We start from the raw sequence: 13094 nt of genomic DNA on the forward strand, positions 1-13094 counted from the left end.
GGTTTAAGCCTGTTCCAACGAGGTTTCAACACGGGTGGCAGTGGCCGGGATTTTCCCTGCTGCTACCAGACGCTTGTGCTGCTCGGCTTCGATGCGCTCGATCACGTCGACCGGCACCATATAGCCTTGATCATCACGGGCCGCGTGAATCGCGAAGTAGATAACGGTGCCGGCGAGGCTGGCGATGGCCAACCACCAGATGTGCCAGATCATCGCGAAACCGAACACGGTCAGCAGAGCGCCCATGACCACACCAGTAGCGGTGTTGTTTGGCATGTGGATCGGCGAGTACTTGGCCGGAGCCTGGTACGCAGTGCCGTTTTCCTTGGCTTCGGTGAACGGATCGACCACGTCGGCTTTTGGCAGCACGGCGAAGTTGTAGAACGGTGGTGGCGACGAAGTCGACCATTCCAGGGTATGGCCATTCCACGGGTCACCGTGTTCGCACATGTTCTCTGGCTTGTTGCGGTCACGCACACTCACGTAGAGCTGAATCAACTGGCAAGCGATACCCACGGCGATCATCACCGCACCGAACATGGCGACGTACAGGTACGGCACCCACTCAGGGTTGGTGGTGGCGTTCAGGCGACGGGTCATGCCCATGAAGCCCAGGACATACAACGGCATGAATGCAACGAAGAAGCCGGTGATCCAGAACCAGAATGCTGCCTTGCCCCAACCTTCGTGCAGCTTGAAGCCGAACGCTTTAGGGAAGTAAAAGGCGAAACCGGCGATGTAGCCGAATACCGCGCCGCCGATGATCACGTTGTGGAAGTGAGCGATCACGAACAGGCTGTTGTGCAGCACGAAGTCAGCACCCGGAATGGCCAGCAGTACGCCGGTCATGCCGCCGATGGCGAAGGTCACCATGAAGCCCAGGGTCCACATCACCTGGCTGGTGAAGCGCAGACGGCCCTGGTAGATGGTGAACAGCCAGTTGAATAGCTTCACACCCGTCGGGATGGAAATCAGCATCGTCGCCAGGCCGAAGAAGGCGTTGACGCTGGCACCCGAACCCATGGTGAAGAAGTGGTGCAGCCAGACCATGAAGCCCAGGATCGAGATCGCGCCCGAGGCGTAGATCATCGAGTGGTGGCCGAACAGTTTCTTGCCGGTGAAGGTCGAGATCACTTCGGAGAAGATACCGAACGCCGGCAGGATCAGGATGTACACCTCAGGGTGACCCCACGCCCAGAACAGGTTGACGTACATCATCGGATTGCCACCAAGTTCGTTGGTGAAAATGTGGAAATCCATGTAACGGTCAAGCGTCAGCAGCGCCAGGGTAGCGGTCAGGATCGGGAACGAAGCCACAATCAGGACGTTGGCCCAGGTGCAGGTCCAGGTGAAGATCGGCATGTCCATCAGTTTCATGCCAGGGGTGCGCATTTTCAGCACGGTGGCCAGGAAGTTGACCCCCGTCAGCGTTGTCCCGAGCCCCGATAGCTGTAGCGCCCAGATGTAGTAATCCATCCCCACGCCCGGACTGTATTGCAGGCCCGACAGCGGCGGATAGGCAACCCAACCGGTCTTGGCGAATTCGCCGACGCCCAGGGACAGGTTGATCAGCACCACGCCGGAAACCAGCAGCCAGAAGCTCAGGGAGTTCAGGAAGGGGTAGGCAACGTCACGTGCGCCGATCTGCAGCGGCACTGCAAGGTTCATCAGGCCGGTGAAGAATGGCATCGCCATGAAGATGATCATGATCACACCGTGAGCGGTGAAGATCTGGTCATAGTGTTCAGGCGGCAGGTAGCCAGGCGAACCTTCGGTGGCCATGGCCAACTGGGTACGCATCATGATGGCGTCGGCAAAGCCGCGCAGCAGCATGACCATGGCGACGATGATGTACATCACGCCGATTTTCTTGTGGTCGACCGACGTCAGCCACTCGGTCCACAGGTAGGTCCACTTCTTGAAGTAGGTGATTGCAGCGAACAGCGCCAGACCACCGAGGGCGATCATGGCGATGGTCACCATCACGATCGGCTCGTGGAACGGGACCGCTTCCCAACTTAATTTACCAAACATCGTTTACTCCTCTGCCCCGGCAGCTGGATGCGAGTTGTCCATGGCGGCCACTTCTTTCTCTTTCTTCTCGTGGTTCAGTTTCGGACCTGGTTTCATGCCTTCGTACTTGTCGACGATGATCTGGAACAGGTTCGGAGTGACCGAGGAGTAGAGCTCGACCGGGTTGTTCTGGCTCTGCTTGGCCAAGGCTGCGTATTCAGCTTGTTCAAGCTTTTTAGGTGCCTTTTTGACTTCGCTGACCCAGGCATCGAACTCTTCCTGGGTAGTGGCGGTAGCCTTGAATTTCATGCCGGTGAAGCCAGCGCCGCTGTAGTTGGCAGAGATGCCTTCCATTTCAGCATTACGGTCGGCGATCAGGTGCAGCTTGGTCTGCATGCCCGCCATTGCGTAGATCTGGCCACCCAGGCCCGGGATGAAGAACGAGTTCATCACGGCGTCGGAGGTCACTTTGAAGTTGATCGGCGTGTGCGCCGGGAACACGATCTTGTTGACGGTCGCGATGCCTTGTTCCGGGTAGATGAACAGCCACTTCCAGTCCAGCGCGACCACTTCGATGGTCACCGGCTTCACGTCGGAATCCAGCGGACGATAAGGGTCCAGCTCGTGGGTCGACTTGTAGGTGATGTAACCCAGGGCAATGATGATGAGGATCGGAACAGTCCACACCGCGATTTCGATCTTGGTGGAGTGGTTCCACTTCGGCGTGTAGGTCGCGTTAGTGTTGGACGCGCGGTACTTCCAGGCGAACAGGAAGGTCATGACGATGACCGGAATCACCACCAACAGCATCAGCAGCGTCGCGGTGATGATCAGGTTTCGCTGTTCCAGGCCAACCTGGCCCGTTGGATTGAGCAAGGTCATGTTGCAGCCTCCCAGCAACAATGTGCCGAGCAGCGGCACGAGGCCTAGTAATCTGGGGTACCTGTTTTTACTCATCTCACGACCTCTAAAGCGCAATGCAGTTGGGTTTTGATCGCCAACACTTCACCCTGCCAAGGGTTGGCATTTTTCTTGGATTGAATAAGGGCTGGCCCGTCGCGCGTCAGACGCTGTTCGACAAATCCTGGGCTAGCGGTGAGTTCTTATTCGAATTCGTGGTCAAAGGCCTTGTTACAGACCAATTCCATTTGGTGCGGATAGTTGGAAGGCACCGACACCAGGGGCTTCGCATGAGGCCATCAGCCTCTCGACGCCCTACTCTGCTCATTCACCTGGATGAAATGGGAGAGTGCCGGGAATTCAGTGCGGGCGATTGTAGATATATGACGATCCATAAACCATGTCTCATCCCGAAATAATTAATATCCAAACCGGCAACAATTCTTGACCGATTCTGCAAAAGTGCGCCATGTTATCGAAATTGATTCGCAACAAAAACACCAAAAAATGTAGGTCTATGGTGCGCAATTCAGACAGTGTCCGAGGTCTCAGGATCGCCCATCACCCTGCCTTAACCCCTGTGTGACGGGGGCCAAGGCCATTTGCCATAACCTGTTAAAACTGCCTGTTCCCGGAAGATGCAGCGTTAACTCGACAGCACCGGACCCGCGCATTTTTCTTGTTTGGAACAGGGTCAATCGAGCACGCAAAAATGCCCTGCGACGCCTGCGCCGCGACAACATGTCGCACATGCGCACCCCGCATTCTTGACGTTCATCAAGGACTTTGCGGGCATCCCCTGAAATGCAAAACGCCCCGGCTCTCGATGAGGGCCAGGGCGTTTTGGATGAGCGTGACGATGCTGTCAGCGTAACGCCTTGCGATTACGGGAAGTGAGCAGAGGCACCAGCACCACCACCAGCACAAACGCCAACAGCGCCCACTGCGCCAGGGACAGACCGAGGATCGGCGGGTACGGCGTCGAGCAGAAACCGTCGACCTGGAAACCCAGCGGGAAGATCTTCGCCAGTGGCAGGTCGTCGACAATCGGCTGCAGCACATCGATGCCGCAGCTCACCGCCGGATAGAACTGGGTATAGACGTGATGCCCAGCGACCGCGACGCCGGCCAGGGCGCAGATCACCACCAGGGTTTCGAACACCGTGATGCTGCGTCGCGTGCTCATTGCCGCGCCGATAAAGGCGAAAATCGCGATCAGCAGCAAGGCGTAACGTTGCAGGATGCACAGCGGGCACGGCGCCTCGCCCAGCACGATCTGCATGTACAGCGCGCCGCCGATCAACGCCAGGCAGATGATGCCCAGCAAAACCAGATAGCGCCGCTCACGGCCCAACCGCATCGTTTCCTCAGTCATTGCGTTTCCCTTTCAGATATCGATTGATCGCAAGTCTACACGCTGGCCCGGACCTTGGAGAGCCCGGGGTGCGTGCAATGGATGTCGGGAATAAACGATAAGTCTGTTAAGGAAGCATTAACTCCAGACACCTTACCTCCTCTGTAGGAGCGAGCTTGCTCGCGATGGTCTTCAACGATAACGCGGGCTGTCTGACACCCTGCGGTGCCTGGGAGTCCATCGCGGGCAAGCCCGCTCCCACAGGGGACAGGGTGAGAGGATTAATCAGTCCCCGTAGATATCGGACTTGAAATACTTGTCCGAAATCTTCTGGTACTCGCCACTGGCGCGGATCCCGTCGATGGCGCTGTTCAATTGGCTGACCAGTTCGCTGTTGCCCTTGCGCACGGCAATCCCCGCGCCCTCGCCCACGTACTTGGGGTCCTTGAGTTCAGGACCGACAAAGGCATAACCCTTGCCGCGCGGCATTTGCAGGAAGTCATTGAGCGGGATGGTGTCGGCAAAGATCGCATCCAGCCGCCCGGCCGCCAGATCCATGTAGATCTCTTCATTGTTACCGTAGCGCTTGACGGTAATGCCCTTGGGCTCGAACACCTCCGTGGCATAACGGTCGGTCGTCGTCGCACGCTGAACGCCGACGGTCTTGCCCTTGAGGCTGGCGTATTGGTCATCGACCACCGCACCTTCCTTCATGACCAGGCGCGAGGAGGTGAAGTAGTACTTGTGCGTGAAGTCCACCGACTTCTTGCGATCTTCGTTGATGGTCATGGACGACAGCGCCATGTCGATTTTCTTCACTTTGAGGGAAGGAATCAGGCCGTCGAACTCACCTTCGACCCAAACGCACTTGACCTGCATCTGCGCGCACAGCGCATTGCCGATGTCGTAGTCGAACCCGACGATTTCGCCCTTGTCGGTTTTCGAGGCGAACGGCGGGTAAGCCGCTTCGATGCCGATGCGCAGGGTTTTCTCGGCGGCAAACACGCTGCTGCACGCCAACAGGCTCAGGGCCAGACCGGTGATGAGGGGGAATTTCTTCATGTTCGTTCTCTCGCGGGTTGTTGTTGGTTTGGCAAGACGAAAAGAAGCAGTTGCAAGCTTGAAGCTACAAGCGTCAAGTTTTGTACTTATAAATCCATACTGGACTTTTATGTACATGACGTCAATTGGGTGCAGGGGGATGGGGCGGCCGGTGGTCGGCTGTTAAGCGGGAAAGGCGAGGTGTGACCAAGGCCCAATCGCGGGCAAGCCCGCTCCCACAGAGATCTCGCTAAACCTGTGGGAGCGGGCTTGCCCGCGATTGCTGACGAATGGGCACCGCAGGACCTACTGCTTCCAGCGATCCGCCGCCGAATGGTCGCTGTCTCGCCCTTCCACCCAGCGCGGTCCGTCTCGGGTGGTTTCTTTCTTCCAGAACGGTGCGCGGGTTTTCAGGTAGTCCATGACAAAGTTGCAGGCATCGAACGCGGCCTGGCGGTGGGCGCTGGCGGCGCCGACGAAGACGATGGGTTCGCCCGGCTCCAGGGCGCCGATGCGGTGCAGCACTTCCAGCTTGAGCAACGGCCAGCGCTGCTCGGCCTCGGCCGCGATCTTGCCCAGGGCCTTTTCGGTCATGCCGGGATAATGCTCGAGAAACATGCCCGCCACATCCAGGCCGTCATTGAAGTCACGCACGTAGCCGACAAAACCCACCACCGCGCCGACCCCGACATTGGCGGCGTGCATGGCGTTGACTTCGGCGCCCGGATCGAACGCCGTGGACTGCACGCGAATCGCCATGTTCAGCCCCCGGTCACAGTCGGAAAGAATGCCACTTCATCGCCGTCGCTCACCGGCTCGTCGAGTTGGCACAGGTCTTCGTTGCGCGCGCACATCAGGTTCTGTTCGCTGAGCACGTCGGCACCGTCGCGCTGTGCCAGCAATGCACGCACATCATCGACCGTGGAAAAGTTGCCTTCGACTTTCACCGAATCGACACCCAAGGCTTCCCGGTATCGCGCAAAAAACTTCACAGTGACTTTCATGGCTGATCCGCCTGGTAATGGCCGCTCTTGCCGCCGAGTTTTTCCAGCAAGCGCACGGTTTCGATGGTCATGCCGCGATCCACGGCCTTGCACATGTCGTAGATGGTCAGGGCGGCAACACTGGCGGCAGTGAGTGCTTCCATCTCCACGCCAGTCTGCCCCGACAACTTGCAGGTCGCGCGGATATGCACGGCGTCCTCACCTTCGGCGTTCAGCTCGACCTTGACGCCGGTCAGCATCAACGGATGGCACAGGGGAATCAGATCGCTGGTTTTCTTGGCTGCCTGAATGCCGGCGATACGCGCCACGGCAAACACGTCGCCCTTGGGATGTGCACCGTTGACGATCATCTGCAGGGTCGTCGGCAGCATGCGCACCCGCGCCTCGGCCGTGGCCTCACGGAACGTGACGGATTTTTCGGTGACGTCGACCATGTGGGCGCGACCTTGGGAATCGAGATGAGTCAGCACGGGGCCTCCTTGAGGCAGCGGCAAGCGGCGAGCTACAAGCGGCAAGTAAAAACGCAGTCCAGCCGTGGATGTGAAAGCGGTATTTAAGCAGCCGAAAGCCGCAAGCTACAAGCGGTAAGTGAAGATCACTCGGTCCGCTTGAGGCTTGCAGCTTGCAGCTTGCAGCTAGTGGTTTACAGATGCGATTCGGCGTATTCGGCCAGGATCGAACGTGGGACCCCTTGCAGGGTGATGTGGACGCCGTTCGGGAAGTCCTTGAAGCGTTCAGTCAGGTAGGTCAGCCCGGAACTGGTCGCGGACAGGTAAGGGGTGTCGATCTGTGCCAGGTTGCCCAGGCACACCACTTTGGAGCCGGCGCCGGCGCGGGTGATGATGGTTTTCATCTGGTGCGGCGTAAGGTTCTGGCATTCGTCGATCAGGATCAGGCTTTGCTGGAAGCTGCGGCCCCGAATGTAGTTGAGGGATTTGAACTGCAACGGCACTTTGCTGAGGATGTAGTCGACGCTGCCATGGGTACTCTCGTCATCCATGTGCAAGGCTTCGAGGTTGTCGGTAATGGCGCCGAGCCACGGCTCCATCTTCTCCGCTTCGGTGCCGGGCAGGAAACCGATTTCCTGGTCCAGGCCCTGCACGCTGCGGGTAGCGATGATGCGACGATAACGCTTGCTGACCATGGTCTGCTCAATCGCGGCAGCCAGGGCCAGGATGGTTTTACCGGAACCGGCGGCGCCCGACAGGTTGACCAGGTGAATGTCCGGGTCGAGCAAGGCGAACAGCGCGAGGCTTTGGTAAATGTCACGGGGTTTCAGGCCCCAGGCTTCCTGGTGCAACAGGGGTTCCTGATGCAGGTCGAGGATCAGCAACTGGTCGTTCTCGATCTCCTTGATCCAGCCGACAAAGCCTTGCTCGTCGATGATGAACTCGTTGATATGGACCGCTGGCAGGTTGTCGATCAGCTTCACCTGGTGCCAGGTGCGGCCATGGCCCTGACGGGTTTCGACCTTGCTCACCAGGTCCCAGAAAGAACCTTTCATCTCGTGGTAGCCGTTGGGCAGCAGCGAGACGTCGTCTACCAATTGGTCGGTGCTGTAGTCCTCGGCCGCGATTCCACAGGCGCGGGCCTTGAGGCGCATGTTGATGTCTTTGGTGACCAGCACGACAGGCAGCTCGGGCTGACGCGCGTGCAGATCGATCAACTGATTGATGATGATGTTGTCGTTCAGGTGCTCGGGCAGAATCAGATTCGGCTCGGCACGCTTGCTCATCAGAATTGACAGCAAACCCTTGGGCCCACTCTTGCCGCGCTGGATAGGGACACCCAGTTCAACGTCTTCGGGGCTGGCTTCGCCCAGGGTCTTGTCGATCAGGCGGATCGCCTGGCGACACTCGGCCGCCACGCTGTGATGCCCGCTCTTGAGCTTGTCCAGTTCCTCAAGCACGGTCATCGGGATTGCGACGTGGTGTTCTTCGAAGTTCAGCAGGGCATTGGGGTCGTGAATCAGTACGTTGGTATCGAGTACATAGAGGATTGGCTGGTTGGAGGAAGAACTACGTCCGTGGTCATCCATACTCGGTCACCTTATGTGGGAGCCATTCGACGCAATGCCTTGACGGCGCTGCGCCTCGAAGGGACTGCCGAACTCACCTGCAAGGGATCAAGTGAACTGCACACAAGTAGGGTCTTGGAAGACGCCACCTGTGTCGCAGGTTTCGGCGGTCTGTCTTCGTAATACTCCAAAACCCATGACAGAAAAAAGCACTTTGACGTTTTTTTGAAGTTTATTTTTCAGAGTGACGAATAGCCCTTGGCGTGCAGGCAATGTGCCGTTAAAGTCGGAAGTCCGCCTGCATCGAATTTCCCCGCAAAATCGCCCCAGACCCAATGTTTACGGGCAATCCAGCCTTCAGCGAAACGCATCCTGGCAATCTTCCCAGCCGATCCCGCTGGGCGCCGTTTGCGTGATCAACCAAGGCAGCGCCGTTTTCACCCCATCCTGCTTGACGTTGAAGTTGATCACCCCGTGCCGCCACAGCAGCATCAAGGTCAGCACCCGCTGGGCGCTTTGATTGGGCTTGAGCTTGCCGGCGCCATCCTGGGCGTCGATGTCCCACAACGCCACTTGCAGGCCCTGGGCCTTGAAGAAGCCTTCAGCGTCCGAACGGCGCTGGCCATCGGGCGGACGGAACAGCGGTACGTAGTTCTCCGGTAGCTTGCTTTTCACCAGCTCGGCACTGCGCCGCACTGAGTCCTGCCAGTCCTGCCAATGACTGTGGGAACGAAATTCCCAGCCCTGCACGCCAATGCATTGCGTGGAATACGTGGCTTGCAGGCTGCTCACCGAACGGTCACCCAGGCGCGTCTGGATATCCTTGCCAAGCACAAAAAAAGTGCCGGTCAGGTTGGCCTTGCGCAGGTACTCGGCGACCCACGCGGTGTTGTCCGGCGCGGCATTGGCGCCGCTGTCGAAGGTCAGCAGGAACAGCCGGTCGTGCATCGACTCGCCATTGCGTTCGTGCTCGCCAAAACGATCGATTTCACTGCTGGTCTGCGGGAACAGCGCGGCTTTGCGCAGTTGCTCGTCGAGGTATTGTGCGTGGAACAGCCGGCTCGGCTCAGCCCACTTGATGTAGTAGCTGTCTTCGCTGATCTGGAACTTCTGCGCCTGCTCGCGCAGGGTGGCCATGTCCTCGACCAGAAAACAGAAGGAAGCGTCCTGGTCGCAGCTTTTCTGGGCATGGTTATAGTTGTCCAGCAAGCGTTGCCAGTAACGTTCACGCAGGCGATTGACCGACTCCATGTTGATGGTACGCAGCCCCAGGCGCTGGGCCAGGCTGGCCTCGTCCAGGGATTCGCTGGCCCACAGCACGCGCGCGAACATAAGAATTTCCGCCCGGGAAGCCACGTCGAACAAGGTTGGATTTTTGAGCTGTTCCGGCCAGGTGCCGCGATCGAGGGTCGCGACATCGCCCGGCGCCGCCACCGCACCAAAACTCAACAGCCAGGTAAAAAGCAGAAAACCGATACGCAATGGGATGTCTCCATAACAAAACCCGCGCGGCACTATAGCTGATAGTGCCCTTATTCCCGCAGCACAGACGAACTCCCCTGTAGGAGCGAGCTTGCTCGCGATGGTGGCCCAGGCTCCGCGGGCATCCAGACAGCCAGCGTCATCGTTGACGTCCATCGCGAGCATGCTCGCTCCTACAGGGATCTGATTGATTGAGGGATTGTGGCCAATCATCACCTATCACCTCGATAGCTGGAGTCATCCCCCCCAACCCCCGTAGAATCGCCCCCACATTAAAGGAGACGATTTCATGCTGATGGTGATTTCCCCCGCCAAGACCCTCGATTACGAAACACCGCCGGCGACCCAGCGCTTTACCCAGCCGCAGTACCTCGACCATTCCCAGGAATTGATCCTGCAATTGCGCGACATGACGCCCGCGCAGATCAGCGAGCTGATGCACGTTTCCGACAAGATCGGTGGTCTCAACGCCGCACGTTTCGGCAGCTGGACCCCAGCCTTTACCCCTGACAACGCCAAGCAGGCACTGCTGGCCTTCAAGGGTGACGTGTACACCGGTCTCAACGCCCAGACCTTCAGCGAAGCCGATTTCGATTACGCCCAGCAGCACTTGCGGATGCTGTCCGGCCTGTATGGCCTGCTGCGCCCGCTGGACCTGATGCAACCGTATCGCCTGGAAATGGGCACTAAACTGGCCAACGCCCGGGGCAAGGACCTGTATGCCTTCTGGGGCACACGGATCAGCGAATGGCTGAACGAAGCCCTGGCCGATCAAGGCGATGATGTGCTGCTGAACCTGGCATCCAACGAGTACTTCTCGGCGGTCAAACGCAATGCCTTGAACGCACGCATCATCAATACCGAGTTCAAGGACCTGAAAAACGGCCAGTACAAGATCATCAGCTTCTACGCGAAAAAAGCCCGGGGCATGATGAGCCGCTTCGTCATCGAAGAGCGAATCAACGATCCGGCGCACCTCAAGCAATTTGACGTTCAGGGCTACCGCTACAGTGCTGAACAGTCGAAAGCCGACAGCCTGGTGTTCCTGCGCGATCACGCACCCGAATAATGCACCGCCCTGGCGCGCGACAAAATGCCCCCGTCGTGCGCCCTCCTTTGATCGTCCTACAATTACCTCGCCACTCGTCAGCATTTTGACGACAAAAAACCGTCCACCGCCATCATGACTTTAGTTTCACTCGACTGAATCGATTTTTTTCAGTAGTGGCACTGAAAATAATTCTTGGTGCTGGCACAAAAATATCTCACCTGTTTAACCCCCTGTGTAACAAGGGCGAGACAGCAAGTGCCATCAATTTGAAAGCAGTGCCATCCTTTTCAATATTTCAAAAAATTTCAACATTCGCGATGGGTGGGTCGGAACTATGTCAATTTGCATAGCTCATACCACCGGTAGCGATTATCTCTGGATATGTACGAGATAACTTACGTAGAGACGCGACGTGAATGGTGAAACTGTCACACCAACTTCGCCACAGTAATAACGGATCTGCGCAAGACCTGCAGCAAAGGAGATAAGGCATGACTGCTACCACCTATACGGCCAAGACTGCGCCCCAGTAAACGTGCTCTCCCGAGCACCAAAACCCTTGATCCACGGGCCTTACGCCCGGCATCGAGTGTGAACGAGTGTTGCCCGAACAACCTCGAACCCGAGGACTCGGCTGCATAACGGGGCAAGTCATAACAATAAGGCCTAGTTGCGCACATCTTGAGTGCACTTATTTAGACACTCGGAACTTATATGCCTGCACACGGCACTGCGACGCCTGTCAGCCGCACTTCCGAGTGCACTAGTACCGCTGAATACCATTAACTCCGGCCATGTAATGGCTTGATTAAACACAGAGGAAAATGCGATGCGCATCAGCATATTTGGTTTGGGTTACGTCGGTGCAGTGTGTGCCGGTTGCCTGTCTGCACGGGGCCATGACGTTGTTGGCGTCGATGTCGCCAAGGACAAGATCGACATGATCAACGCCGGCAAATCACCGATCGTTGAACCGGGTCTGGGCGAACTGCTGGCCAAGGGCATCGAAACCGGCCGTCTGCGTGGTACGACCAACTTCGCCGAGGCGATTCGCGATACCGACCTGTCGATGATTTGCGTCGGTACGCCGAGCAAGAAGAACGGCGACCTGGAACTGAACTACATCGAGGCGGTGTGCCGCGAGATCGGTTTTGTCCTGCGTGAAAAATCCACCCGCCACACCATCGTGGTGCGCAGCACCGTGCTGCCGGGCACCGTCGCAAACGTTGTCATCCCGATTCTCGAGGATTGCTCGGGCAAGAAAGCCGGCGTCGATTTCGGCGTGGCCGTCAACCCTGAATTCCTGCGTGAGAGCACCGCGATCGCCGACTACGACCTGCCACCGATGACTGTCATCGGCGAGTTCGACAAGGCCTCCGGCGATGTCCTGCAATCGCTGTACGAAGAGCTCGACGCACCGATCATCCGCAAGGACATCGCTGTCGCCGAGATGATCAAGTACACCTGCAACGTGTGGCACGCCGCCAAGGTGACCTTCGCCAACGAGATCGGCAACATCGCCAAGGCCGTCGGTGTCGATGGTCGTGAAGTGATGGACGTAGTCTGCCAGGACAAGACGCTGAACCTGTCCCAGTACTACATGCGCCCAGGCTTTGCCTTCGGCGGTTCCTGCCTGCCCAAGGACGTGCGCGCCCTGACCTATCGCGCCGGCTCCCTGGACGTGGAAGCACCACTGCTCAACTCGCTGATGCGCAGTAACGAAGCCCAGGTGCAGAACGCCTTCGACATCGTCTCCAGCCACGACAAACGCAAAGTTGCCCTGCTGGGCCTGAGCTTCAAGGCCGGTACCGACGACCTGCGTGAAAGCCCACTGGTCGAGTTGGCTGAAATGCTGATCGGCAAGGGTTTCGATCTGGAGATCTACGACAGCAACGTCGAATACGCCCGTGTCCACGGCGCGAACAAGGACTACATCGAGTCGAAGATCCCTCACGTCTCGTCCTTGCTCAACTCCGACTTCGACGCAGTCATCAACAACTCCGACGTGATCATCCTCGGCAACCGTGACGAGAAGTTCCGCACCCTGGTGCAGGAAGTCCCGCACGGCAAACAAGTGATCGACCTGGTGGGCTTCATGTCTCAAGCCACCAGCGCCAACGGCCGCGCCGAAGGCATCTGCTGGTAAGGCAGCCTTCCCTGTAGGGGCGAGCACGCTCGCGATGGTCGCCAACGATGACGCTGGCCGCCTGACACCCAGCGGTGTTCCCGGGT

At 58.0% G+C, this 13094-nt stretch carries 11 protein-coding genes and 1 pseudogene; 3 read left to right on the forward strand and 9 right to left on the reverse strand.

Features of this window, described 5'->3' with window-relative positions; all coding sequences use genetic code 11:
* Window positions 1-3: 3 nt before the first annotated feature.
* Window positions 4-2034, reverse strand: a complete 2031-nt coding sequence (gene cyoB / locus AB4N33_RS17180; protein ID WP_460117872.1) for a cytochrome o ubiquinol oxidase subunit I — start codon at window positions 2032-2034, stop codon at window positions 4-6.
* A 3-nt stretch (window positions 2035-2037) separates the two neighbouring features.
* A complete protein-coding gene (gene cyoA / locus AB4N33_RS17185; protein ID WP_460117874.1) occupies window positions 2038-2970 on the reverse strand; it encodes a ubiquinol oxidase subunit II in 933 nt (310 codons plus the stop codon).
* A gap of 20 nt (window positions 2971-2990) precedes the next feature.
* On the opposite strand from cyoA, the pseudogene AB4N33_RS17190 reads away from it, so the two are divergent.
* Window positions 2991-3200, forward strand: a pseudogene (locus AB4N33_RS17190) (hypothetical protein); the annotation flags it as partial.
* A 578-nt stretch (window positions 3201-3778) separates the two neighbouring features.
* Here the strand turns inward: AB4N33_RS17190 and AB4N33_RS17195 are convergent.
* The 7 genes from AB4N33_RS17195 to AB4N33_RS17225 all read right to left on the reverse strand — a co-directional run bounded on the left by AB4N33_RS17195 (window position 3779) and on the right by AB4N33_RS17225 (window position 9811).
* A complete protein-coding gene (locus AB4N33_RS17195; RefSeq protein WP_476457838.1) occupies window positions 3779-4288 on the reverse strand; it encodes a disulfide bond formation protein B in 510 nt (169 codons plus the stop codon).
* Window positions 4289-4552: 264 nt separating this feature from the next.
* Window positions 4553-5329, reverse strand: coding sequence for an ABC transporter substrate-binding protein (locus AB4N33_RS17200; RefSeq protein WP_460117878.1), 777 nt, complete (start codon window positions 5327-5329; stop codon window positions 4553-4555).
* A gap of 285 nt (window positions 5330-5614) precedes the next feature.
* A complete protein-coding gene (gene moaE, locus AB4N33_RS17205; protein ID WP_476457839.1) occupies window positions 5615-6067 on the reverse strand; it encodes a molybdopterin synthase catalytic subunit MoaE in 453 nt (150 codons plus the stop codon).
* 2 nt (window positions 6068-6069) lie between these two features.
* Window positions 6070-6312 carry a molybdopterin converting factor subunit 1 gene (gene moaD, locus AB4N33_RS17210; protein ID WP_460117882.1) on the reverse strand — a complete coding sequence of 81 codons (243 nt, stop codon included), beginning with the start codon at window positions 6310-6312 and terminating at the stop codon, window positions 6070-6072.
* Complete coding sequence (gene moaC / locus AB4N33_RS17215) at window positions 6309-6782, reverse strand: cyclic pyranopterin monophosphate synthase MoaC (protein WP_476457840.1); 474 nt, start codon at window positions 6780-6782, stop codon at window positions 6309-6311. The genes moaD and moaC overlap by 4 nt, the downstream gene beginning before the upstream one ends.
* 173 nt (window positions 6783-6955) lie before the next feature.
* On the reverse strand, window positions 6956-8350 hold the full coding sequence (locus tag AB4N33_RS17220) for a PhoH family protein (protein WP_460117886.1): 1395 nt from the start codon (window positions 8348-8350) through the stop codon (window positions 6956-6958).
* Window positions 8351-8686: 336 nt separating this feature from the next.
* Complete coding sequence (locus tag AB4N33_RS17225; protein ID WP_476457841.1) at window positions 8687-9811, reverse strand: polysaccharide deacetylase family protein; 1125 nt, start codon at window positions 9809-9811, stop codon at window positions 8687-8689.
* A gap of 289 nt (window positions 9812-10100) precedes the next feature.
* Here AB4N33_RS17225 and yaaA point away from each other — a divergent pair, with 289 nt between their 5' ends.
* Both yaaA and AB4N33_RS17235 read left to right on the forward strand, forming a co-directional pair.
* Window positions 10101-10880, forward strand: a complete 780-nt coding sequence (gene yaaA / locus AB4N33_RS17230) for a peroxide stress protein YaaA (protein WP_476457842.1) — start codon at window positions 10101-10103, stop codon at window positions 10878-10880.
* Between the two features lie 811 nt (window positions 10881-11691).
* On the forward strand, window positions 11692-13008 hold the full coding sequence (locus tag AB4N33_RS17235; protein ID WP_460117891.1) for a nucleotide sugar dehydrogenase: 1317 nt from the start codon (window positions 11692-11694) through the stop codon (window positions 13006-13008).
* Window positions 13009-13094: the final 86 nt, after the last annotated feature.

The organism is Pseudomonas sp. S1_E05, from assembly GCF_056337105.1.

What these genes read in the sequence shown, in the direction of transcription:
- cyoB (WP_460117872.1), bottom strand. Translation starts at nt 2,034, where the DNA reads ATGTTTGGTAAATTAAGTTGGGAAGCGGTCCCGTTCCACGAGCCGATC.
- cyoA (WP_460117874.1), bottom strand. Translation starts at nt 2,970, where the DNA reads ATGAGTAAAAACAGGTACCCCAGATTACTAGGCCTCGTGCCGCTGCTC.
- AB4N33_RS17195 (WP_476457838.1), bottom strand. Translation starts at nt 4,288, where the DNA reads ATGACTGAGGAAACGATGCGGTTGGGCCGTGAGCGGCGCTATCTGGTT.
- AB4N33_RS17200 (WP_460117878.1), bottom strand. Translation starts at nt 5,329, where the DNA reads ATGAAGAAATTCCCCCTCATCACCGGTCTGGCCCTGAGCCTGTTGGCG.
- moaE (WP_476457839.1), bottom strand. Translation starts at nt 6,067, where the DNA reads ATGGCGATTCGCGTGCAGTCCACGGCGTTCGATCCGGGCGCCGAAGTC.
- moaD (WP_460117882.1), bottom strand. Translation starts at nt 6,312, where the DNA reads ATGAAAGTCACTGTGAAGTTTTTTGCGCGATACCGGGAAGCCTTGGGT.
- AB4N33_RS17220 (WP_460117886.1), bottom strand. Translation starts at nt 8,350, where the DNA reads ATGGATGACCACGGACGTAGTTCTTCCTCCAACCAGCCAATCCTCTAT.
- yaaA (WP_476457842.1), top strand. Translation starts at nt 10,101, where the DNA reads ATGCTGATGGTGATTTCCCCCGCCAAGACCCTCGATTACGAAACACCG.
- AB4N33_RS17235 (WP_460117891.1), top strand. Translation starts at nt 11,692, where the DNA reads ATGCGCATCAGCATATTTGGTTTGGGTTACGTCGGTGCAGTGTGTGCC.